Genomic DNA, 24,601 nt, shown 5'->3' with positions numbered 1-24,601 from the left:
TTGGACTGATTTGTAGCGGTTCTGTTTGTTTACCTAACTTTGCTCACAAATGTGTGAGCAAAAGTGTTTTTTGTTTAGAAATTAAACTTTTCTGCCGTTTGCTTAAAAACTTTAAGATCCGTGATCATTTTGTCTGACATCAGCGCGGCTTGGGTTCTGTGTTGTTCACCTGTGCTAAATAACACTAAGCGATCGCTGTGCTTAGTACGCATTTTACGCATCATGAATTTGAGTAAATCAGTGCGGGTGAGCTTAGTGATTTCGTCTACGACGAGTTCTCTTTGGTTAAATTGATAATCTCTATTGCCGACACTGACCCAATAACGTTGACTGCGAGTTTTGAGGTTCGCGTCGTGCTCCATGATTTGATTAATCAGACCTACCTTTGTGCTTTCCCATTCTTCGTTGGTGATTTGCATCACTGCATAATTAAAGTCGGCAATAAACTCGTCGATGGCCTCTAATAAATGCAGTGGCCCAGTTGTAGGTGACTGAATATAGAAAATAAGTCCAGGATGACGATTGAGCGGCAGGTAACCTGTGCCTACCATATAGCCCAACTGTTTTTCAGTACGCAGCTCATGGAAGAAGGTGGACGACATAGTGTGATTCAGTAAGCTAAATAGCGCCATTTTTTCAGGTGTTGCCACGGCAGATTGGTAATACACAATAATTGCGCTATCTTGATGATCTATTGCGAGCTCTCTCAGTAACGTGCCTTGGCCTGTTAAATTCACTAATTCTCTGGTGGACTCTGCACTCGGCGTCGAAACTAAAGATAAAATGTGCTCTAAACGTTTGCCGAGAGCTTGTGCTTCAGAGACTAACCAATCCCCATAGACTAACCCTTCAAGGTAGATCTTTTCGTAGAAGGCGCGTACATGGTTATGTAAATCTTCTAGGCTAATATCTTCCAACATTTGTGCCATGCGTGCTGGTTCATAACTGCTTTTTTGCAGAGTAACAGTCAGGCTAGTAAATAATTGTGAAATCGGTTTAGCCTGTGTCTGATTCTGCCAACTGCGCAGTAGCTGAGATTTTATGAGGGCAAAGCGCTCTTCGGTAAAATTGCGCTCTCTGGCTTTATGGATTAATAGCGCTAATAACGTTTCTTGATTGCCGGTAAAGCCCGATAAATGCAGTGTAATTCCGCCTTGATGCGGATAAATGTTATAGCTTAATCCAGCAACTTCGGCCTGATAGGTTGGCTCGGTTAGATAATCGAGTAGCATTTCAACATATAAGCGGGTGAGGGCGGCATGCCTTGGCGTTTTACTTGCCTGCTCTGAATCTAGCGATAAATACATGTGACCTTTTGGCACATTAAACTCATCATCTTTCTTATGCCAAATGCGGTATCCAGTTGATTCAGCAACTATCACTGGCACGTCAACATCGCTCTTATCCGGACGGGCAATTGAGTCGGCGACAATAAAAGGATTTGCAGCTGGTAGCTGTAATTCAGGGCGAATATTGTTCACTTGCCAACGAGCTAGGGACTGTGGCGCAATTGGGCAGACTTTGTATGGCGTGTGATACCAGTTAGCTTTACGATCCGTTTTAACCGACTGGGCTATAAGCTGCAGGCGCATATTCTGTGGCACCATGAGCTCAAGTAGCTCAATGGTTTCAGGGATATCCAGCCCATCCATCCGATAATCGCCAAAGACCAAGTCTTCGACCTCATAGTGATGCATATTAATGCTGAGATGGCTGGCTAAATCGAGTGATTTAACTTGCTCTTGATAACGAAACGCCATTTTGAGCAGGTTTGCACGCTCCAAATAACGCCATTCATCTAAGCCTTGGGTTTTGATAAGTTCAATATACTCAAAACAGCAGCTGATAATTTCATCGAGATTACCTAGCCCTTTATCGGTTAACTGTAAACCGATACTGTAATCCTTGAAGTTATAACCATTTACACCGCCGCCCGCAGACAAGTTGTTCACTAATCCTTGTTCTTTTAGATACGACAACAGACTGCCATGACTCTCATTGCCTAAAATATGGCTGATATAAGTCAAAGGCTTACGTTTGTAGTAGTGATCAATTCCTGGGAAATTAAAACTGATGCTTAAGCGTTTTTGCTCCTTAAGCGGCACTATATCGATTTGCCTCAACAGTTCTTTTTCTGAAAATAGTGGTACTTGAGGATAGTTTTTCACTAAGTTCAAGTTTCGGATCCCACTAAAATAGTGACAGGCTAAATCTTGTAATTCATCAAGGGAAAGCGGAGCGACTAAGCACAAGGTCATTAAGTTGGCGCTGTAATGGCTTTGATAGAAATCGAGTAATTCACTACGTACCTGTGCCTGTTCTCCGCCTAAGGTGACTAAGTTACCCACGGAAAATTTCGAAAATGGATGCAGTGGGTTGACTGTCTCTTTGAGTACTTGATAGGTTCGACGGATATCATCTTTTAGTTTTAAACTAAATTCAGATTCAATAGCTTGGCGTTCTCTATCGACTAAATCTAAATCAAATTTTGGGGCGATAAAAAATTGGCTGAATCTGTCTAAGGAGTCGGCAAACACTTCTTCATTGATGGTGAAAAAGAAGTTAGTGTGCTCTGTGCCTGTCCAAGCGTTATTGCTGCCGCCATGCTGGTTGATAAAGGCGTGATACTCGCCTGAGTCTGGGAATTTCTCAGTACCTAGAAAGAGCATATGCTCTAAAAAGTGCGCCATGCCGGGTCTATCTGCGGGATCATCAAAATGACCCACGCCTACAGCCATAGATGCGGCAGCTTGGCTGGCATCTTGATCTTCAACCAATAACACCCTGAGTGCATTATCTAATACAAGATAACGATACTGGCGGTGATCATTTGGACTTTTATATATGGACTGAGAGGCTTGCAAAGAGACACTCCGGTAACGATAGCTTGTTATATATTGATAGTCTTAATGGTTTTTAGCAAATATCTCTTGTGTTTATCGACTAAAGATTAAGTCTTGTGAGGTTTGTTGAAACGGATTTTAGGGCTACAATTGGGATAAAACAAAAACAAGTTTGAGTCGCGAGAGAAGTATGCAGCTATTTTTGATGAGACATGGTGACGCCGGATTTAATGCTCAGTCTGATAGAGACAGAACACTGACCGATGTTGGAAGGCACCATACTGTGTTGATGAGCAACTGGCTAGCTCGTAGTGTGGCTGATTTCGATCTTGTTTTAGTTAGTCCTTACTTACGAGCACAGCAAACGTGGCAGGAACTGAGTCAGCATTTTCCTGAGCCGCGTAAGTGGCTAGTCGCCGATGATCTTGTGCCTTCTGGCGATCCCGCCAATGTAGCCGCCTTGGTTGTGGCTTATGCTGAATTATACAAAGCCGATAAAGTACTAGTGATTGCTCACATGCCGTTACTGGGCTATTTAGTCAGTGAGTTAGTGGCTGGCGTTGAGCCGCCATTATTCGCGACGTCAGGCATTACGCTCATTGATAAACATGCCCAGCAAGCATCGATTGTGTGGCAGCACGCCCCGCATAGTATTAGCTAATCTAGGTTTATACCTCTTTTACAAAACAAACGGCCCACATTAAATGGGCCGTTTTTTTCGCTAAATAGTAAATGTTAAAGCCTAAACCGATAGCGAGCTAACGTCTATGCGGCTGCTCACCAATATCAATCAGCACTAATAACGCCGCATCGCCCCCCCATTCTTTAGGCGCCTGATGAAAAGCTTTCACCATAGGATGCTGCACTAACCACATGGGAACTTGTTGTTTCAATATGCCACTGCCATAACCATGCATAATGCAGCAGCACAGACTCTGTTGTTTGACGCAGGCTTGAATCAATGCTGCTAGCTCAAGTTTGGCTTCTGATTGGCGATAGCCGTGTAAATCCAGCAGTAAATCTGGCTGGTAATCGCCACGTCTGAGGCGTTTGAGTTCTAAACTGTCAACACCTTCTTCTAACCAACGCATCGGCCCTTGTACAGGCAGTAGTGGTTGATAAGTATCTGAGAAATAACTGTTAGCATGCAGTTGCTGCTCTTTCAGTTCTATTTCCTGTTTGGTTTTTAAGGGCATGCGAAAGTGTCGCTTATTTTGCGTGATGGGTTTAATACCATCGATAAGCGCTGAGAACATCGCCAAGCCTTCTTTGTCGTCGTCTTTATTCATGGCGGGTATTCTATTGAATCCTATGGTTTCTGAATAGAGTTCAGTTACAATGTTTGCGAACAAACTAGCGGGAGCACGTTTTGGATAAGATCTTTGTAGATGAAGCTGTGACAGAATTACGTACTATTGGCGATATGTTACGTTGGGCCGTGAGCCGTTTTAACGATGCCAATGTGTATTATGGTCATGGTACTGATAATGCGTGGGATGAAGCCATCGCCTTAGTTTTCCATGCCTTACACTTACCCGAAGAAATCGGTCAGCAAGTGATTTTAAGCAACTTGACCAGCAGTGAAAAGCATAAAATTGTCGAGTTGATCATTCGTCGGGTGAGAGAACGCTTACCTGTGCCTTACTTGACCAACAAAGCGCGTTTTGCTGGGCTTGAATTTTACGTCGATGAGCGCGTGTTAGTGCCACGTTCACCGATTGCCGAAATGATCGCTAACCGTTTTAGCCCTTGGTTATATAACAAGCCAGTCACACGTATTTTAGATTTATGTACTGGCAGCGCTTGTATCGCGATTGCCTGTGCCTATGAATTTGAAGACGCCGAAGTCGATGCGCTGGATATCAGCGAGGATGCCTTAGATGTAGCGCAAATCAATATCGAAACCTTAGGTGTGATGGACAGAGTATTCCCGATGCAATCGGATCTGTTCTCGGCCATCCCAGAAGGGCCTCAGTATGATTTGATTGTCTCAAACCCACCTTATGTGGATGCCGAAGACATTGGCGACATGCCTGATGAATATCATCATGAGCCTGCCATTGGTTTAGCCTCAGGTCGCGACGGGTTAGATTTAACCAAGCGTATACTCGCCAATGCAGCGCAATACCTCACGCCAACGGGTTTACTCGTTGTCGAAGTCGGTAATTCTATGGTGCATTTGATTGAGCAGTTTCCAGAAGTGCCATTCACTTGGATTAACTTTGAAAATGGTGGCGATGGCGTATTCGTACTGACCCGCGATCAACTGGTTGAAAATCAGTCGGTATTTGGTATTTATCGCGACGCACAATAGCCTAAGATAACAAATTAGGTTGAGACTTTTCCCGCTGCCAGTTAGGCTTGCAGCGGGAAAATAAATTGTCCAGTACTCGCTGGGCGCGGAGCGATGAACAAATAACCTAAGGTGTACAAAGCGGATGTCTGGAAACAGTATTGGTCAAAATTTTGTAGTGACGACGTTTGGTGAGAGTCACGGTGTTGCTCTGGGTTGCATTATTGATGGTTGCCCACCAGGGCTTGAATTAACCGAAGCCGATATGCAGCACGATCTTGACCGCCGTCGTCCTGGGACATCCCGATATACCACGGCACGCCGTGAGCCCGATGAAGTGCGGATTTTATCCGGCGTCTTCGAAGGTAAAACCACGGGCACCTCGATTGGACTCTTGATTGAAAATACCGATCAACGCAGTCAAGATTACTCTAATATCAAAGATTTATTTCGCCCTGGGCACGCCGATTATACCTACCAGCAAAAGTACGGTATGCGTGACTACCGCGGTGGTGGCCGCTCTTCAGCCCGTGAAACTGCGATGCGGGTTGCGGCGGGTGCTGTGGCTAAAAAGTATTTAAAGCAAGTTCACGGTATCGAGATCTACGGCTATATGTCGCAGCTGGGTCCTATTTGTGCGCAGACCATTGATCTTGACCAAATCGAGCAAAATGCCTTTTTCTTCCCCGATGCTAGCAAGCTGGAAGCGCTCGATGAATACATGCGTGAGCTGAAAAAATCCGGTGACTCGATTGGCGCTAAAATCTCCGTCATCGCGACAGGTGTGCCTGTGGGGTTAGGTGAGCCAGTATTTGATAGACTCGATGCCGATATCGCCCACGCGCTGATGGGTATTAATGCCGTCAAAGGTGTTGAGATTGGTGATGGTTTTGGTGTCGTGACGCAAAAGGGCTCCGAAGGGCGTGACTTAATGTCGCCGCAAGGCTTTGAATCTAACCATGCGGGCGGTGTGCTCGGTGGGATTTCGTCGGGTCAGCCGATTATTGCCCATATTGCGTTAAAACCCACATCAAGCATCAGTGTGCCGGGTCAAAGTATGACGGCTCAGGGTGAAATGGCCGAAGTTGTCACTAAAGGTCGTCACGATCCCTGTGTTGGGATCCGCGCGGTACCGATTGCCGAAGCTATGCTTGCCATTGTGTTGATGGATCACTTATTAAGACACAGAGCGCAAAATCAGGATGTGCGTAGTCACACGCCCGTTCTCGGAATGAGATAGGGGTATGAGATAGGCGCATGAAATAGCTGGTATGCGATAACGATACAATGAGTGGCATGAGATAAATGGAATGCGTTAATGTCAACTTCTTCTAGCACAAGCCGGCAATTGCGCTGGCTTTGTGCCTGCTATTTTTTCTTCTTTTCTATTCTCGGCACTATGGTCCCTTATCTTGGGGTCTTCTTCGAAAATCGCGGTTTTAATCCTCAAGAAATTGGCTTTTTACTCGCCATCCTGATGGCGACGCGCATCGTTGCGCCGAATGTGTGGGCTAAAGTGGCTGACCGAACGGGGATGCGCGCCGAGCTGATCAAAATGGGCGCGGGAGCCGCCGCGCTGGCGTATTTGAGTTTCTTCTACCATGGTGGTTTTGTGTATATGGCGCTGAGTTTGGCTCTCTATACTTTCTTTTGGAATGCGATCCTCGCCCAGCTTGAGGTGATCACCTTAGAAACCTTAGGCGAGAATGCCAGCCGCTACGGTCAAATTCGCAGTTGGGGCAGTGTCGGTTATATTTGTCTTGTTGTCGGTGCGGGCTTTGCCATTGGTCAGTGGGGCACTGAGGTGTTGCCTTATATTGGTTTGTCATTATTTATTGGCATGTTAGCCAGTGCGTTGCCATTACCAGCAAATCGTTTAGTGCGCGACACCAGCCAAGTGCGGCCGCCATTGCAATGGAATCGGGCGATTATTTGGTTCTTAGTCTCGGCGATGTTGCTGCAAATGAGCGCGGGACCTTTCTACGGCTTCTTCGTTTTATATTTAAAGCAAGCGGGTTACTCCGAATCCTCGGCGGGCATATTTGTCGCCCTTGGCGCAATGGCCGAGATCGTGATGTTTATGTTCGCGCCGCGTTTACTCGGCCGCTATGGCGTGAATACCTTATTGATTGTCAGCATCGGCATGACTTGTCTACGTTGGTTATTGGTTGCTTTTGGGGTAGATAGTGTGTTGTGGCTTGGTTTTAGCCAATTATTACATGCCTTTACCTTTGGCTTAACCCATGCGGCATCGATTCAATTTGTGCATAAACATTTCGATGCGAGTCACAGAAGCCAAGGTCAAGCCCTATACGCCAGTTTAAGTTTTGGGGCTGGCGGCGCGCTCGGTACTTGGATTTGCGGCTATATTTGGGGCGATGGTAGTGGGGCGGTTTGGTCTTGGGTATTTGCCGCAGTATGCGCCTTTGCCGCTATGCTGGCGGTATTCTTTATCCCTAAGGATAAACCGAGTGTTGCAGCCCATACGGCCTAGTCATATCCATTAAGATAAAAATATAAAAAATCAAAAGATTGCGTTAAGTGAGGTAAAGGGTGATTCGGTTTCGTTTAGGGTTAGTTGTCAATCCGTTGGCTGGCTTAGGTGGCAGTGTTGGTCTTAAGGGCAGCGATGGCGTTGCCGAAGAAGCGCTCGCCTTAGGCGCTGAACCCAAAGCCGCCTTGCGTATGATGCAGGCCCTCGAGGTTATCCGTGATTATAGTGATGACATTGAAGTCATTACCGCTTCAGGCATCATGGGTGAAGACGCCGCTAAAACACTCGGTTTTACCACGCGAGTGGTGTATCAAACTCCGGATAAAACCCAGGCGCTGGATACGCAGGCCGTTGTGCGTGCGCTGCTGGATGAACCGCTGGATTTACTGCTTTTTGCTGGTGGTGATGGCACGGCCCGCGATGTTTACTCTGTATTTGAACAAGCCACTATCGACGACAAACTCCCTGTGCTCGGCGTGCCTGCTGGGGTGAAAATTCATTCCGGCGTTTACGGTATTACGCCCCATGCGTCTGGCATGGTGGTCAAGATGTTACTCGATGGCGAACTTGTCAGTTTGATGTCCGCCGATGTGATGGATATTGACGAAGTGGCTTTTCGCCAAGGCACAGTGCGCGCTAAACGATTTGGTGAGCTCTTAGTGCCCGCCGAGCCGCGTTATGTGCAAGCGGTGAAGATGGGCGGCAAGGAAGTCGATGAACTCGTGCTGGCCGATATCGCCGCCGATGTGATCAATCAAATGGAAGATGAACTGTACATCATGGGCTCTGGCAGTACGGTTGCCTTTGTGATGGAAGAGTTAGGCCTCGATAATACCCTGCTCGGTGTTGATCTCATTCAAGATAAAAACCTTGTTGGCAGTGACTTAACCGCGAATAAATTACTCGAACTGACCCAAGATAAGCCGACGAAGTTGATGATCACTCTGATTGGTGGCCAAGGCCATATCTTAGGGCGCGGTAATCAACAGTTGTCGCCCGAGCTCATTCGGCGTATCGGAAAAGACAATATTATTATCCTTGCCACAAAAACTAAGCTAAAAGCACTTGATGGACGACCACTAATTGTGGATAGTGGCGACCCTAAATTAGATAGCGAGCTTGGCGGCTATTATAAAGTGACGACGGGCTACCATGATTACGTCATGTATCAGGTGGCCAATCCAGATTTATTGGTCGCAGCAGATGTGTCGGCCAATCCAGTATTAATGGAGAGTTAGACCCATGTTAGAGCATTACGAAGACGCATTAGAACAGTGGATCGCCAGCGTTGTTAGTCATGGTGATGACGATGCTTTGTTTGCCTGTGGCTACTTACAGGGCCATGTCGCCGTTGTGTTATCGCAACTTGAAGCGCAGGGGGCAACCGACCTCGATGCCCTTATGTTGAAAATGACCGACTGTTTAGCGCTCGCGCGCCAAGAATTAAATGATGCCGATTATGCCTTGGTTGAACAGGCATGGGCACAGCTGCATGCATGGATTGTAGGCGAATTTGATGTTGCCTAGCGTTATGCCTATGACTGACGATGAGCAAGTGACTCATACCGAAGTGGCTAACACTGAATTAGCCAGTGAGCAAGCTATCGATGCCAGCGCGGTATTTATCGGCTTAGTGAATCCTAAAACGCCCGTTAACGTCGGTGGCATTATGCGCGCATCGGGTTGTTATGGCGTCGATGGCGTATTTTACACTGGCAGGCGCTACGAGTTAGCCGCGCGTTCGGGTGCTGTGCAATACCATGTCGATACTAAAGATGCTGGCGAGCGCATTCCGCTCACGGGCGTCACTTCATTGTTAGCCGCGGTTCCGGCGGACACTCAGCTTATCTGTGTCGATTTGGTGGTGGGCGCGACGCCGCTGCCGGATTTTGTTCATCCCGCGAAAGCCTTTTATGTGTTTGGTCCTGAAGATGGCACCATTGGCCAAGAGATTATCGATAAAGCCGATGCCGTAGTGTATGTGCCTACGGTCGGGTGTATGAATCTTGCGGCTTCGGTCAATGTGTTGCTATACGACAGATTGGCTAAATCCCACCGTGAGGCTGCAAGCCTGACATCGAGCCTAGCATCTGGTCTACCTTCGAACTTAAGCGGCGATGCGCTCATCCGTCAGAGTCGTGATAACAACAATCGTACTCGGGTGAAAGGGCCCAGAGCGCCGCGAAAACCTCGACATGTTGAATCCAGTAGTGTCGGGTCTAGCAGCCTTGAACCTAGCAGCATTGATAACGCGATAGCCATCACAGCAGCTTAATTGGTTTAAAAATAATATTTTTAAAAAGGGATTAAGCCATGGCTTAATCCCTTTTTTATAGCGCTCAAAAACGTTATTTTTCTAGCGATTGATTGTCTAGAGCGCTTTGCCCTTGAGCAATTTTCGCAGCCACATGCGATTGGGGTTGAGTTTACACAGAGTCGCTTTATCGAGTGGTATTGGTTCGCCGCAAAGCTGCGCCGCGAGACATTCGGCGGCCAGTGGCCCAGAACTTAACCCCCGTGAGCCTAACCCACCAAGAATATACAGCCCTTGATGCACCGGCGCTGGCGTGGTTTGCCAGTAGTGGCGACTTTCTTTAGTGAGTTGATGTTGCTCATAATCCTCAAGGATTTTAGGCACATCGGGCGCGCAGCCCATCATAGGGAAATGATCCCGCGTGACCATACGCACGCCAACGCGAGCATTGTTGCCACTCATGTCGATATCATCAAGCCAGCCTTGGTCAGGATAACTTTCATGCATTTTGGCGAGATTTTCTTGCTGCTCCTGCGGGCAAAAATCTAAATGCTTAGGTTCTTTAACGTAACTCGCGCCAAGACAGTGGAGTCCTTGGTGACTCGGGGTTAAATAACCGTTGGCGCACAGCACAGTCGCGAGTTGACTCAATTGAAACTGAGCGGGCACATGGCTGACTTGGCCGCGAAAAGGGCTAATTTGTAATTTGTTGCTGGCATCAAATTGCGTGAGCGCTGCGCCATTGGCGAGCACAACTTGTGCAAAGGGGCCAAAGCGATGCTTAGCGGTGATTAAATACCAACCTTCACTTTGATGCTCAATTTCAAGGATCTCAGTCTCCAAATGGAGTTTGACCTCGGTAAGCTGCTGCGCTTTTTGTATTGCGGCTTCGGCATATTCGTACGGACAAACCCAGCCAGCCAGCGGATAGAAAAAGCCTGATTTGTCAATATTAATGTTCGCAAGAGAATTGGCCAGTTTCGCATCGACTCGATAGGCTATTTCACTTGGCCAGTTCTGGCTTTGAATAATTTTATCGAGTCGTAATTGGCTGCGTTCATCGTGGGCAGTTTGCAATACCCCGCAAAAATCATGGGAAATCGGCGTTTGATGTGGGGCGGGGACAGATGTCAGCGCCTGTACTCTACGGCGGCTAAATAAAAATGCCTGCTGGAAGAAGCGGCTTAATTCATCATTTTCCGGTGTCAGCAGCGGATAAATCGCTCCTTGGCGGTTGCCCGAGGCGCCTTGGCCAAGCTTGGCATCTTTACAAAAGATCTGCGTGCTTTGGCCGCGTTCCGCCAAAGACAGTGCCAAATGCGCCGAGGCTAACCCGCCGCCTATGATGGCAATCGAGCTGGGCGCGTCCGAGAGTAAGATTGCAGCCATAGGATTAAAGGCATAGGCTTTAGCATCTTGCTGGCGTAAGACGTGGCGCTCGTGTAACAAAATGGCATCAGGCTGATGGTTTGTCTGTATTGCAGCGCAGGTAAAATCCCTCTCCTCAAAGCCGCAGGCTTGGAAACGGCTCACAGGAGTTTCGCTTAGTCCGCTTGATTCGTTTAATCCAATAGTTGCAACAGTGGCGCCATCGTCACTGATTTTTGCCATCTGCCAATGGATCTGCTGATTTAACCCATTTTGTAGATGGGGCAATACCAGCCAGTGCTGAACGGGGTGAAGCGGAGAATGGATGAGCGAACTGAGCTGGGATTGAATATCACCAAAGTGCAGGTCGATTGTGGTACGACCGTCATCAAAAATTAATCTCTGGCAACCTATAATAGCCGTCGGCTCTGTATGAAGTAAGCGTTGGGCAAGTGGCTCAAGTTCAGGCACTTTGGTTAAACAGGCGGATTGATCCCAAAGTAATTTAAGTTCGTAAGCATTAATCGGATTGGGTTCGAATACGTTAAGGAGTAATCGTTGGTTAGGGTTCGTCTGAGTGCGCCACCAAGATAAGAGTTCAAGCCCGTTGCCTAAACCCATTTGCCCTAATACTAAGAGTTTTTGCTGTGAATGAGCCTCAAATACCCGCTGCTGATAAATGCGCAATTTGCTGAGATAGTGTGCATCAGTGTGAGCTGTTGCGGGATAAAGGTTGATTAATTGCGGGTAATCGCGCTTAATTTGGCAAGGTTTATTGGGCTCTGCAGTCAAAGAAATTTACTCTCGGTCTCATAATTGGCATTATTTTACTCGCCTTTATGGAAAGCTGACCACTTAATTGAGTCAAAACAGATACTATTGCCTCAGCGAAAAGTAGGTACTGACATGTACACAATGGATAGCAATAAAATGAAAAGAGTCGTGATCACCGGAATGGGTGTTGTTTCAAGTATCGGTAATAACAAGCAAGAAGTGACCGAGTCACTGAAAGCGGGCCGCAGTGGTATTACGCATTCAGCTCAGTTTGAAGAGATGCAATTACGTAGCCATGTATGGGGTGACATCAAGTTAAACCCTGCTGAGCATATCGATCGTAAGGCATTGCGTTTTATGGGTGATGCGGCAGCTTATGCCTACATTGCTATGCAAGAAGCGGTTGCCGATGCCAATTTAACTGAAGAGCAGTATTCAGATCCGCGCGTAGGTTTGATTGTGGGTACAGGCGGCGCATCATCGTCTAACCAAGTACAATCTGCTGATACATTGCGTGAAAAAGGCGTTAAACGCGTAGGTCCTTATATTGTGCCTCGCATCATGTCGAGCACGGCCAGCGCTTGTTTAGCCACGCCATTTAAAATTAAAGGCATGAACTATTCTATCAGTTCAGCTTGTGCAACCAGCGCCCACTGTATTGGTCACGCCGTTGAACTTATCCAAATGGGTAAGCAAGACATGGTGTTTGCCGGTGGTGCTGAAGAAGTGGATTGGACACTGACCATGGGCTTCGACGCTATGGGCGCACTGTCAACTAAGTACAATGCCACACCCGAAAAAGCCTCTCGTACCTATGATGCAGACCGTGATGGTTTTGTTATCTCTGGCGGCGGCGGTATTTTAGTGGTTGAAGAGTTAGAGCATGCTCTGGCTCGCGGCGCAAAAATTTACGCTGAAGTGATTGGTTATGGCGCGTCTTCAGACGGTTATGACATGGTGGCGCCATCGGGTGAAGGCGCTGTGCGTTGTATGCAAATGGCGATGATGGATGTCGATACCCCAATCGATTACATCAATACTCACGGCACTTCAACGCCAGTGGGCGACGTGCGTGAATTAGAAGCGCTACGTGAAGTTTTCAAAGACAAGTGCCCACCGATTGCATCGACTAAGTCTATGACAGGTCATGCATTAGGCGCCGCAGGCGTACATGAAGCGATTTACAGCTTAATCATGATGGAAAACAGCTTTATTGCCCCAAGCATCAATATCGAAAATCTGGACGAAGCGGCGAAAGATATGCCTATCGTGCGTGAATATCGCGATGCTGAGCTGACTACAGTCATGAGTAACAGCTTTGGTTTTGGCGGTACAAACGCCACGCTAGTGATGCGTAAATTCAAATAAGTTTGTTTATCAAATGCGATAGAAGGGAAGCTTAGGCTTCCCTTTTTTATGGGCGTTTTTTGTAAACCTGTTGCATCGACAAGGATTTATCCCATTAGTCTTGTTAGAATACCGAGCATCTTGATGCCTTCCATTCCCACTTTTTTTAGATCAGGTGCCCATGAAGATTTTAGTCGATGAAAATATGCCCTATGTTGAACCGCTATTTGGCGATCTCGGGGAAATTATTCCTGTTAATGGCCGCACGTTAACCGCAGCGCAAGTGCGCGATGCCGATGTGTTATTAGTGCGCTCAGTCACCAAAGTGAATGCCGAGTTGCTCTCGGACAATCATCAACTGAAGTTTGTCGGCAGTGCCACTATAGGCACAGATCATGTGGATTTAGCCTACCTTGCCGAGCATAATATTCCCTTCTCTAATGCGCCAGGTTGCAATGCGACTGCGGTTGGGGAATTTGCTTTTATCGCTATGCTGGAGTTGGCGCAGCGGTTTGATTCGCCGCTTAAGGGTAAGGTCGTCGGCATAGTGGGCGCGGGTAACACTGGCACTGCAACGGCAAAATGCTTGCAAGCCTATGGTATTAAAGTACTGCTTAACGATCCCATTAAAGCTGCAGAGGGCGATCCGCGTAGTTTTGTGAGCTTAGAAACCATCATGGCGCAGGCCGATATCATCAGTTTGCATGTGCCCATCACGCGCACGGGCGAGCATAAAACCAAACATTTGTTCGATGAGGCGCGCTTAAAGGCGCTCAAACCCAATACATGGTTAGTGAATTGCTGCCGCGGTGATGTGATAGATAACAAAGCACTTGTCAGAGTTAAACGCCAGCGTGATGATCTCAAACTTGTACTCGATGTGTGGGAAGGCGAGCCAACACCGATGCCTGAACTGGTGCCACTGGCTGAATTTGCCACCCCGCATATTGCAGGTTACAGCTTAGAAGGTAAGGCGCGCGGCACTTTTATGCTCTATCAAAAGCTGTGTCAGTTACTTAATATTACTGCCGATAAAAGTCTGCTGGATCTCTTGCCAAGCTTTAACATTAAGGCGGTCGAACTTGCGACTGCGCCGAATGAAAAAGCGTTATTACAGCTAGCGCGTTTTGTCTATGATTTGCGCGATGATGACAAGATGTTCAGAAATACATTCTTAAATGAGAATGGCTTCGACACTATGAGAAAAAATCACCAACATAGACGCGAATTTAGTGCATTGGCGCTGGCTTATGACGGTCAATCTGAGGTAGATTGGTTGTCCAATTTAGGTTTTTCAGGAGTCGGTCAGTAGCTATGTCACAGGAATTTAATGTTGTCGTTTTAGGTGCATCGGGCGCAGTGGGTCAAACTATGATAGAGATCCTCGAAGAGCGTAATTTCCCGGTTGCCAATTTGTACCCTTTAGCCAGTAGCCGCAGCGCCGGTGAAACGGTCAGCTTTCATGGCAAACAAATTACCATTCTCGACGTAGAAACCTTCGATTGGACCCAAGCTCAAATTGGTTTCTTCTCTGCAGGTGGTGATGTTTCCGCCAAATGGGCACCGATTGCCGCTGAAGCAGGCTGTGTTGTGATTGATAACACCTCTCACTTTAGATACGACATCGATATTCCTTTGGTTGTACCTGAAGTGAATCCGCATGCTATCGCTGATTTCCGCAATCGCAATATCATTGCTAACCCAAATTGCTCAACCATTCAAATGCTGGTGGCACTTAAGCCAATTTATGATGCCTATGGTATCAGCCGCATTAATGTGGCAACGTACCAGTCAGTATCGGGCACAGGTAAAAAAGCCATTGAAGAATTAGCGCATCAGTGCACTAAATTACTGCAAGGTTTACCTGCTGACGCTGAAGTCTATCCAAAACAAATTGCTTTTAACGTATTGCCACAAATCGATAAATTTATGGATAACGGCTATACCAAAGAAGAAATGAAAATGGTCTGGGAAACCCAGAAGATTTTCGGTGACGATGAGATTTTAGTGAATGCGACCGCCGTACGTGTGCCTGTGTTTTATGGTCACTCAGAAGCCATTAATATCGAAACTCGTCAGCCTGTTGATGCCGAAGACGTTAAAGCTTTACTGCGTAATGCCGAAGGAGTGGTATTGTTTGAATCCGATGATGATTATCCAACAGCAGTGACAGATGCCGCAGGAACCGATCCGGTTTATGTGGGTCGCATTCGTAAGGATATTTCTCATTCTCACGGGATTAATTTGTGGGTCGTGTCAGACAATATTCGTAAAGGCGCAGCCTTGAACAGTGTGCAAATTGCCGAGATCTTAGTGAGAGATTATTACTAAGCATTAGATTGCATTTGATGCCCATTGAAAAGCCTGCTGTCAGCAGGCTTTTTTTGTTTTACAATTGTGAACAGTAGCAGGGCGGGGATTTCTGGTTTATAGTAATCTCAATAAATACAATTGCCTAAAGCCTGTTATCAGTGAGATAACTTTATAGCGCTTCAAAGGGAAGGATTGATGAAATTTCGCACTTCGTATCTTGTGGGTCTAATGGCCACTGTTTTAGCTGTTTCTTCTACCGCTTATTTTATTGATCCCGCCGTTGCTGCAGATACACCAAGATTAAAACCCTTAAAAATCATGGGGCCAGACGGACAGATCCGTCAAGTTAACCATCAATATGGTCCAACGACATCGAAAGACACTTTTTGGAGCATAGCGCAAAAAGTCCGTCCTGATGCCAGTGTTAGCGTCTATCAGGTGATGGCCGCCTTATACGATGCTAACCCTCATGCGTTTAACTCTGCCAGTTATAACAGTTTAGAACGCGGTATGATCCTGCTCATTCCGTCTAAAGAAGTCATGCTGTCGATCCCCAATCGTATGGCGATAGCCAGAGCAGAGCAAAGTGATAGACAATCTCGGGCTCCGGCGAAAGCAGCATCTAAACCGCCAGCTAAGGTGACGACAGCAAAAGCGCCAGTCACGGCTCCTGCGGTGATTGTTGAAACGAAAGTGACACCACCTAAAGCGGTTGTTGAAACACCTGTTCCAGAAAAGCCCAAGATGCTGAGTTCAGATGTGACGGCGCGGTTAGAAGCGGCAGAAAGCAAAAATCTGTCATTAACCGATGAATTAGCCCGCACGCAAGATCAACTGTCAGTGCGCACTTCAGATGTTGAAGCGCTAAAAGTTAAAGTTGAAGAATTAAATCAACGGATTGCGGTGCTGGAAGAAACACTTCAAGCCAGTAAACTACAAAACCAAGCCTTGAAAGCTGAGGTTGAAGCTGCGCAAGTGCCAGAGACGACAGCTGTTGAAGCTGAAGTAGAGGCAGAGGCACCTATTGAGCCCGATGACTTGTGGCGCAATATCCTTAACAGTCCTGTGTTATTGATTGCTGCGGCAGTGATCCCTGCCTTGTTCTTACTGCTTGCTGTATTCTGGTTCCTGCGCCGTAAACGCAATAAAGAACGTCGTGAAATGCAGACACAAGAAGCGGTTATGGCCGCCGGTGCCGCTGGGATTGCGGGTACCGCCATCATGGATATGGATGATGACGATTTAGACGATATGGCGGTACATTTAGATTCTGACCATGCGGACTCCATCGATAGTCTTCTTGATATGGGCAGTGTCGATTTACAACCTGAGCAAGATTTGACTGACTCCCACGATCAGATGGATATGGCTTCTGAAATGTTTGTCGATCCGGGGATCTCTGCCGAACCTGAGGTTGAAGACGAAGGGCAATCTCTTGATGACCTGTGGGCAGAAGCGATGGGCGATCAGGAGGATGATATTTCTGAAGAGAAACCCAAATCTGGCAATATTCTTGAGGAAGCCGATCTTGATGCACTATTAGCTGGCCTAGGTTCTGACGACAGCACTTCTGACGACAGCACTTCTGAAGACAGCACCGAAGCCGAAGAGGATTTAAGTGAATTAGAGCGTAACTTTGCGAGCGATTTAGCTCAAGAAGATGACAGTAATAATGTTACTTCTAAGCTGAATGATGTTGAAGTCGCAGACACCAAACCTGCCGATGAAGCCATCGCGGATGACGATGATCTTGATGCATTACTTGCCGAGTTTAGTGTTCCTGCAGAAGATACTGAGATTGCACAAGCGCCTGCACCAGACGTTGTTGCGTCTGATGATGAAGATCTCAGTGCTGCCATCGCGGCTGAACTCGGTGATGAGCTAGATGATGAACTTAGCGGAGAAGACGTTGATGATATCGATGCCTTATTAGCTGATTTCGATAAACCAACGCCAGCCGCTGAACCTGAAGTCGAGCCTGATCTTGGCGCTGAAATTGCTGCTGAACTAGATGCGGAGCTTAATGAACTGGGCGTAGAAGACACCGATGACATCGATGCCCTGTTAGCCGATTTCGATAAACCAGCAGAACCTGAAGTTGAACCTGATCTCGGCGCTGAAATTGCCGCAGAGCTAGACGCTGAGCTTAATGAACTGGGCGTAGAAGATACCGACGACATTGATGCCCTGTTAGCCGATTTCGATAAACCAGCAGAACTTGAAGTTGAACCCGACCTCGGCGCTGAAATTGCCGCAGAGTTAGATGCTGAGCTTGATGAGCTGGGTGTGGAAGATACCGATGATATTGATGCTCTGTTAGCGGATTTTGATAAACCGACGCCAGCGGTTGAACCTGAAGTTGAGCCCGATATTCGTGCTGAAATTGCCGCTGAGTTAGACGATGAGCTTAATGAATTAGGCGTAGAAGAATCCGATGATATTGATTCACTACTGGCGAGTTTTAATGCTGAGCCTGAACTCAAAGTCGATGCAGAAGATGATGATATCAGTGCAGAAATCGCCGCAGAATTAGAAGCTTCGTTACCGGAAGACATAAAAGGTGAAGCGTCAGGTGATGATGATTTAGATGCACTCTTAGCTGAGTTTGATGTGCCGGAGCAATTGGATGCCGATGAAGATGAATTCGACTTTGATATGGAAACGGCGCAGCTCGATTCAGAAGACAATTCAGTTGACGAAGATAATTTACTTAAAGGCATAGGTGCGGCTCACTCTATCGACGGCACCGATGATACTTTTACATTAGTCGAGGAACTGAGTGACGATAACGACACTGATGTATTAGCGACGGCCGCAGTCACTTTGGCTGCTGCTGCAGCCGCGGCCAGTGTTAAAGAAAAAGAATCTTCTTTCTTTAATGATTTAAAAGCCAATAAGAGCAAAGATCCCCATGTGCTCGATTGGGACTCAGAGCTAGATTTTGCGCCTAAGGCTAAGCCTGCTGCAACGCAAGCAGATGTAACGGCTAATGATGTTGAGCCTAACAAAGATGCCACAGCGCTCGATTATGCTTCTCAAGAGAAGCCCATTAAGGCTACGCGTAACGATATTGATTTTAGTGAAGATTTTAAACTTGATATCAAAGAAGACGCGGATGATTTGGACCTTGAGCAAGGGCTAGACTTAAGTGACGATAATGTGCTCGCCGCTTTTACAGCCAATACAGATTATGACGATGAAGATGTGTTGACGTCGGAAGACAGTTTCTCTCTGGTCGATGATCATAATCTTACCGTCGATGAAGCCTTGGCTGCACTCGATGCCCAGGAGTCACGAAAAGCGCAGAAAAAGTTTGTTCCTGACCATGATTTAACCAGTTTTCAAAATGAAAACGGTTTTATCGACATCGACAAGTTGCTGAATGATGCCGATGAAGAGGGCGCAGATACCGATTTGTATTCGGAAGTTGACGTTGAGATGAGTGATGTCGGTGCCTTAATCGGTGATGCCGCGATGATCGATGTTGATGATGAAGAAAACTCAGTCAACGCTAAGCTGGATTTAGCGCGTGCTTATATCGAAATTGACGACAGCGACAGTGCGAAAGCCCTGCTCAAAGAAGTGCAAATTGACGGTAACGAGCGCCAGCAAGATGAAGCTGGACGTTTGCTCAAAGAGATTAGTTAATCCCGGTTGAGAGTGTTTCAATCTAACGGCGCCTTCAGCGCCGTTTTTTTTATGGGCTGCTGTGATAAAATGCGCCGCTAAATCAATTGTGAGGATAAGTGGATGCGGATTGCATTAGGTATTGAATATGACGGTAATGGTTATTTTGGCTGGCAACGTCAGGCCGAAGTCGATTCAGTACAAGGGCAATTAGAGCGGGCGTTATCGATAGTGGCCAATGAGCCTATCGGCGTCTTCTGCGCTGGCCGTACCGATGCGGGTGTGCATGCCACAGGCCAAGTGGTTCATTTTGAAACCAATGCCATTCGTAATGAAGGCGCATGGACCTTAGGGGTTAATGCTAATTTGCCCGACAATATTGCCGTTCGTTGGGTCAAAGAAGTCGACGACAGTTTCCATGCGCGCTTTTCGGCCACCGCCAGACGCTACCGCTATGTGATTTATAATCACACTTTTCGCCCTGGGATTTTACGCCATGGTGTAAGCCATTATCACGGCAATATCGATGCTGACAAAATGCACCAAGCGGCACAGGCACTCTTGGGTGAGCAGGATTTTACTAGCTTTCGCGCTGTTCAGTGTCAGTCGAAAACACCGTTTCGTAATGTGCATTGCGTTAATGTCACGCGCCAAGGTATGTATGTGATTGTTGATATCGCCGCGAATGCTTTCTTGCATCACATGGTGCGCAATATTGTCGGTTCATTGTTAGAAATCGGTCTAGGTAATCAGCCACTGACTTGGATGGGCGATTTGCTCGCGTTAAAAGACAGAAACCAAGCCGCAGCAACGGCTAAACCCCATGGACTCTATTTAGTTGATGTGACTTATCCAGAACAATATCAATTACCTAAGCTCGCCCTTGGGCCATTATTCATGTTGGATTGAAAAGATCTTATTTGAGAGATAATCGAATACGAGGATATACGGACATGCTTACAGTACCAGCGTCAAATGCAGGATTGGAACCGTGGTTGGATTATTTGCTATCTATACATCCAACCGAAATCGATATGGGGTTAATCCGTGTCTCTAAGGTCGCGCAAACCCTTGGTCTTTTGGATTTAGGTCAAACCAAGATAGTGACAGTGGCGGGGACGAACGGCAAAGGCACCACCTGCGCCATGCTCGAAAATATTCTGCGCTTATCGGGTTTGACTGTGGGCGTATACAGTTCGCCACACATGCTGAAGTACAACGAGCGAGTGCGTATCAATGGTAGCGATGTCAGTGATAGCGATTTTGTTAGGGCATTTGAGCAAATTGAAGCCGCGCGCGGCGATATTTCTCTGACCTTTTTTGAGTACGCTACGCTTGCAGGCTTGATACTCTTTAAAGCCGCTCAGCTTGATGTGGTTATCTTAGAAGTCGGTTTAGGTGGACGGTTAGATGCCACCAATATTATCGATGCCGACATTAGCGTACTGACGTCGGTCGATTTAGACCATGAAAGTTATCTCGGTAATACCCGTGAGCTTGTGGGCCGTGAAAAGGCGGGCATTTTCCGCCGTGGTAAACCTGCCATTGTCGGTGAACCCAACTTGCCACACACTGTCAATGATGTCGCCAATGAGGTTGGCGCCATCTTGTATCGCGTCGGTAATGAATTCAGTTATCAAGCCCATGGCAATCTGTGGGATTTTCAAGGCCAAGTGCTCAAACTGCACGATTTAGCGTTACCAACTTTGCCATTACCTAATGCGGCGACTGTATTGGCAGTGATTGAACAGGGCTGGCCGGATATCACACCTTCAATTATTGCTGAGGGTATTAGCACGGCTCGGTTAACGGGTCGATTAGAGCGGGTGAGTGAGAAGCCGTTGGTGTTACTCGATGTTGCCCATAATCCCCATGCGGCGCGGTTTTTGGTACAACAATTAGCGCCAATCGTTGTGGGTAAGCGCGTGTTCGCCCTTTGCGGCATGTTGAAGGATAAAGATATCGCAGGTGTGTTGCCTGTGATCAACCCACTGATCGACACTTGGTATTTGGTCAGTCTGCACGGTGAGCGTGGCGCGAGTTCGGCCATGCTACGCAAAACATTAGCCACTGAGGCTGCTGCATTTGAGTTTGAGGACATATCTAAGGCTTGGTCTGCATTAAAAGCGCAAATTAACCCAGATGATGTGGTAATTGTGTTTGGCTCCTTTTACACTGTGGCAGGTTTTAAGTCTCAATTTATGCAGGAAGTCAGTTTTGTCTAGCCAGTTTCATAATCGTTTAGTCGGCACTGTGGTGCTGGTTGCGCTTGGGGTAATTTTTTTGCCGGATATTTTGGATGGCAAAAAAGATCGCCAAGAAGAGCAGTTTTCCGAAATTCCTTTGCGCCCGACCGTGATTGAGCAGCAAAAAGCCGACGATAATATGTTTGAAGTCTTGTCGGCCGAGGATGCTGCCGCGCTGAATGGGACTGAGGTCGCCTTAGCCGAAATGCCAGTTAATGCTGACAATGAAAAGTCTGTCGCCGCGCCAGTAATCGAAGTCGCAAAGCAAGATGTTAAGAAAGATGTTAAGCCTGATGTTAAAAAAGCAGAGCCTAAGCCTGAAACGAAACCTGAAGCTAAAAAAGAGCCGCCTAAAGCCACTGTAAAAACTGAACCGGCTAAAAAGGCGGACGCTAAAGCGACCAATGTGGCTAAGGCTGAAAAGCCTAAAGCAGAAACGCCCAAAGCCAGTGCAGCCAAAGAGGATGCCGTTAAAGTGGTCAGCCGTGACAGCTTGAAAAGTGGCTTTACCTTGCAGCTTGGCAGTTTTAACAACGCAACGAATGTTAAAGCCTTGGTTGCACAGCTGCGTAAGAGTGGTTTTAAAGCATACACTATTCCTGAAAACCCTAAAGATGGCGTATTAACTAAAGTGTTTGTCGGACCCGATGTGTCTGAGGCAAAGCTGAAGAAAGTACAAGTTGAGGTGGAAAACCTCACACGTCTCAAGGGCTGGATTGTTCCTTTTAATCCCTTAGAATCTTAATGGTGATACAACACACGAGACTGAAAATGATTTATTTACCTCACTAGGGGTGAGAATCGTTTCAGTCTCTGGTAGAATCGCGCCGTCTTAAAGCCCATGTCGGAAAGCCATCTCAATGGTTTGGATTGATTACGCTATCATATTCGTCATCGGATTATCGACTCTCATCAGTCTGATCCGTGGATTTGCCAAAGAAGCCATGTCCTTAGTGGTATGGTTTGCGGCTTTCTTTGTTGCCAGCCAATTTTACCAAGATCTTGCCGTTCACTTAACACAAATGAACGATGAGATGCTGCGTAATGGTGTTTCTATTGCCATCCTCTTTATTACCACTTTGGTACTCGGTGCCTTAGTTAACTATATTCTCGGACAACTTGTTGTCAAAACCGGATTATCTGGCACTGACAGGCTTTTGGGCTTGTGCTTCGGTGCTATTCGAGGCGCGCTTATTGTGAGCGCCTTGTTGTTTTTCATGGATGCTTTTACAGGCTCTCCCAACTCCCAATGGTGGAAAGATTCTGTGCTAGTGCCCGAATTTGGCGTTGTTATTCAATGGTTTTTTGACTATTTGGAAAATACCTCCAGCTTTGTACCCAAACTATAAGAAAGAAAATAAAATAATCCTAAGTGATAGAACATCTTACAATGAGGAAGCTTACCCATGTGTGGTATCGTCGGAATAGTTGGCCAATCATCGGTTAATCAGACCATTTATGATGCACTGACAGTGTTGCAGCACAGAGGTCAGGATGCGGCAGGTATTGTGACCATTGATCGTGGTGCTTTCAGACTACGTAAAGCCAATGGTTTGGTTAAAGACGTTTTTGAAGTCAAACATATGCAACGCCTACAAGGTAATGCTGGTATTGGCCATGTGCGTTATCCAACTGCGGGCAGTTCAAGCGCATCTGAAGCGCAGCCTTTCTATGTTAACTCGCCATTTGGGATCTCATTAGCCCATAACGGTAACTTAACCAACACAGTCGAATTAGCCGAAGGGCTGATCAAAAAACGTCGTCATGTGAACACCACTTCGGATTCTGAAGTGTTGCTCAATCTGTTGGCCGACGAACTGCAAAAAACCACGAGTTTAACCCTGACGTCGGAAGAAGTGTTCGATGCGGTCGCTAACGTACACCAACAAGCTCGTGGCGCCTATGCGGTTGTTGCCATGATTATTGGTCAAGGCTTAGTTGCGTTCCGTGACCCATTTGGTATTCGTCCTTTGGTATTAGGTAAGCACGAAACTGCCACTGGCACTGAGTACATGGTGGCTTCTGAAAGTGTGGCACTCGATGCAGTTGGCTTTGAAGTGATGCGTGATGTAGCACCGGGTGAAGCGATTTATGTTTCAATTGACGGCCAGCTGTATACCCGTCAATGTGCAGCCGAGCCTAGCTATGCACCTTGTATCTTCGAATTCGTCTATTTTGCCCGTCCAGATTCGACGATCGACAAAGTGTCTGTATATGCAAGTCGCGTCAACATGGGCGCTAAGCTTGGCGAGAAGATTAAGAAAGAATGGTACGATCACGATATCGACGTGGTTATTCCTATTCCTGAAACCTCTTGCGATATCGCGCTGGAAATTGCCCGTTGCATGGATTTACCGTACCGCCAAGGTTTTGTGAAAAACCGTTATATTGGCCGTACCTTCATCATGCCTGGTCAACAGGAGCGTAAGAAGTCAGTGCGTCGTAAGTTGAATGCCATTAACACTGAGTTCAAAGGCAAAAATGTCCTGTTGGTGGACGACTCTATCGTTCGCGGTACGACCTCAGAGCAAATCATCGAAATGGCCCGTGAAGCAGGTGCTAAGAAAGTGTACTTTGCCTCTGCCGCACCGGAAATTCGTTTCCCGAACGTGTACGGTATTGATATGCCAACGTCGAATGAGCTTATTGCACACGGTCGTGATGCCGATGAAATCGCCAAGTTAATTGGTGCTGATGGCATTATTTTCCAAGACTTGCCCGATTTAATTGAAGCGGTAAGAATGGAGAATCCTGCGATTAAACGTTTCGAAACGTCCGTATTTGATGGTCACTACATCACGAACGACGTTGACCAAGCGTATTTAGATCACTTGACGCAACTGCGTAATGACGATGCCAAAGCCGATCGAAATAAAGATATCGGCACTAACTTAGAGCTGCATAACGTCTGTCACCCATAAGGATTGTGGGTCATTCAGTATCGTAAAGTTTGTTTCCTTTTTGTTCTAAACGATACAAAAAAAGCCAGTGAGAAATCACTGGCTTTTTAATGGCTTATATTTGCTTAACGGATCATCGTGG

At 46.8% G+C, this 24,601-nt stretch carries 19 protein-coding genes; 16 read left to right on the top strand and 3 right to left on the bottom strand.

Annotated features, from left to right (window positions below; genetic code table 11):
* Positions 1 to 74: 74 nt before the first annotated feature.
* Positions 75 to 2,864 (bottom strand): insulinase family protein, encoded by a 2,790-nt coding sequence (locus KO531_RS14445; RefSeq protein ID WP_219251523.1) that lies wholly within the window; start codon positions 2,862 to 2,864, stop codon positions 75 to 77.
* A 169-nt stretch (positions 2,865 to 3,033) separates the two neighbouring features.
* Between KO531_RS14445 and sixA the strand changes: the two genes are divergently transcribed.
* Complete coding sequence (sixA, locus tag KO531_RS14440; protein ID WP_219251522.1) at positions 3,034 to 3,504, top strand: phosphohistidine phosphatase SixA; 471 nt, start codon at positions 3,034 to 3,036, stop codon at positions 3,502 to 3,504.
* Between the two features lie 97 nt (positions 3,505 to 3,601).
* Here the strand turns inward: sixA and smrB are convergent, their stop codons facing one another.
* Entirely contained in the window at positions 3,602 to 4,132 is a 531-nt protein-coding gene (gene smrB / locus KO531_RS14435; RefSeq protein ID WP_105252090.1) for an endonuclease SmrB, read from the bottom strand.
* Positions 4,133 to 4,212: 80 nt separating this feature from the next.
* Here smrB and prmB point away from each other — a divergent pair, with 80 nt between their 5' ends.
* The 6 genes from prmB (at position 4,213) to KO531_RS14405 (ending at position 9,905) form a co-directional block, all read left to right on the top strand.
* Positions 4,213 to 5,157 (top strand): 50S ribosomal protein L3 N(5)-glutamine methyltransferase, encoded by a 945-nt coding sequence (gene prmB / locus KO531_RS14430; protein WP_011788895.1) that lies wholly within the window; start codon positions 4,213 to 4,215, stop codon positions 5,155 to 5,157.
* A 124-nt stretch (positions 5,158 to 5,281) separates the two neighbouring features.
* Positions 5,282 to 6,376, top strand: coding sequence for a chorismate synthase (gene aroC / locus KO531_RS14425; protein ID WP_028761043.1), 1,095 nt, complete (start codon positions 5,282 to 5,284; stop codon positions 6,374 to 6,376).
* A gap of 78 nt (positions 6,377 to 6,454) precedes the next feature.
* Positions 6,455 to 7,630: an MFS transporter gene (locus KO531_RS14420; protein WP_219251521.1), complete on the top strand. Its 1,176-nt coding sequence runs from the start codon at positions 6,455 to 6,457 to the stop codon at positions 7,628 to 7,630.
* Between the two features lie 59 nt (positions 7,631 to 7,689).
* The gene (locus tag KO531_RS14415; protein ID WP_219251520.1) at positions 7,690 to 8,868 is read left to right on the top strand and encodes an ATP-NAD kinase family protein; all 1,179 of its coding nucleotides are present in this window, start codon (positions 7,690 to 7,692) and stop codon (positions 8,866 to 8,868) included.
* Positions 8,869 to 8,872: 4 nt separating this feature from the next.
* Entirely contained in the window at positions 8,873 to 9,157 is a 285-nt protein-coding gene (locus KO531_RS14410; protein ID WP_006085468.1) for a YfcL family protein, read from the top strand.
* The gene (locus tag KO531_RS14405; protein ID WP_219251519.1) at positions 9,147 to 9,905 is read left to right on the top strand and encodes an RNA methyltransferase; all 759 of its coding nucleotides are present in this window, start codon (positions 9,147 to 9,149) and stop codon (positions 9,903 to 9,905) included. The genes KO531_RS14410 and KO531_RS14405 overlap by 11 nt, the downstream gene beginning before the upstream one ends.
* A gap of 96 nt (positions 9,906 to 10,001) precedes the next feature.
* Here the strand turns inward: KO531_RS14405 and mnmC are convergent, their stop codons facing one another.
* Entirely contained in the window at positions 10,002 to 12,044 is a 2,043-nt protein-coding gene (mnmC, locus tag KO531_RS14400; RefSeq protein WP_219251518.1) for an FAD-dependent 5-carboxymethylaminomethyl-2-thiouridine(34) oxidoreductase MnmC, read from the bottom strand.
* Positions 12,045 to 12,182: 138 nt separating this feature from the next.
* Here mnmC and fabB point away from each other — a divergent pair, with 138 nt between their 5' ends.
* The 9 genes from fabB to purF all read left to right on the top strand — a co-directional run bounded on the left by fabB (position 12,183) and on the right by purF (position 24,480).
* A complete protein-coding gene (gene fabB / locus KO531_RS14395; protein WP_168824238.1) occupies positions 12,183 to 13,394 on the top strand; it encodes a beta-ketoacyl-ACP synthase I in 1,212 nt (403 codons plus the stop codon).
* 160 nt (positions 13,395 to 13,554) lie between these two features.
* On the top strand, positions 13,555 to 14,685 hold the full coding sequence (locus KO531_RS14390; RefSeq protein WP_219251517.1) for a 4-phosphoerythronate dehydrogenase: 1,131 nt from the start codon (positions 13,555 to 13,557) through the stop codon (positions 14,683 to 14,685).
* Positions 14,686 to 14,687: 2 nt separating this feature from the next.
* Positions 14,688 to 15,704, top strand: a complete 1,017-nt coding sequence (locus KO531_RS14385) for an aspartate-semialdehyde dehydrogenase (protein WP_131523510.1) — start codon at positions 14,688 to 14,690, stop codon at positions 15,702 to 15,704.
* A 177-nt stretch (positions 15,705 to 15,881) separates the two neighbouring features.
* The gene (locus tag KO531_RS14380; RefSeq protein WP_219251516.1) at positions 15,882 to 19,334 is read left to right on the top strand and encodes a FimV/HubP family polar landmark protein; all 3,453 of its coding nucleotides are present in this window, start codon (positions 15,882 to 15,884) and stop codon (positions 19,332 to 19,334) included.
* Positions 19,335 to 19,436: 102 nt separating this feature from the next.
* On the top strand, positions 19,437 to 20,222 hold the full coding sequence (gene truA, locus KO531_RS14375) for a tRNA pseudouridine(38-40) synthase TruA (protein WP_028761033.1): 786 nt from the start codon (positions 19,437 to 19,439) through the stop codon (positions 20,220 to 20,222).
* Between the two features lie 44 nt (positions 20,223 to 20,266).
* Positions 20,267 to 21,538: a bifunctional tetrahydrofolate synthase/dihydrofolate synthase gene (folC, locus tag KO531_RS14370; RefSeq protein WP_219251515.1), complete on the top strand. Its 1,272-nt coding sequence runs from the start codon at positions 20,267 to 20,269 to the stop codon at positions 21,536 to 21,538.
* Entirely contained in the window at positions 21,531 to 22,304 is a 774-nt protein-coding gene (locus tag KO531_RS14365) for an SPOR domain-containing protein (RefSeq protein ID WP_219251514.1), read from the top strand. The genes folC and KO531_RS14365 overlap by 8 nt, the downstream gene beginning before the upstream one ends.
* Before the next feature lie 115 nt (positions 22,305 to 22,419).
* The gene (locus KO531_RS14360) at positions 22,420 to 22,908 is read left to right on the top strand and encodes a CvpA family protein (protein WP_028761030.1); all 489 of its coding nucleotides are present in this window, start codon (positions 22,420 to 22,422) and stop codon (positions 22,906 to 22,908) included.
* A 57-nt stretch (positions 22,909 to 22,965) separates the two neighbouring features.
* On the top strand, positions 22,966 to 24,480 hold the full coding sequence (purF, locus tag KO531_RS14355) for an amidophosphoribosyltransferase (RefSeq protein WP_028761029.1): 1,515 nt from the start codon (positions 22,966 to 22,968) through the stop codon (positions 24,478 to 24,480).
* Positions 24,481 to 24,601: the final 121 nt, after the last annotated feature.

The sequence above is a fragment of the Shewanella sp. NKUCC06_TVS genome, assembly GCF_019345515.1.
Classification (GTDB): domain Bacteria; phylum Pseudomonadota; class Gammaproteobacteria; order Enterobacterales; family Shewanellaceae; genus Shewanella; species Shewanella oncorhynchi.
The sequence above is the reverse complement of the archived record's forward strand: the minus strand, read 5'-3'. Positions and strand labels throughout refer to the sequence as shown.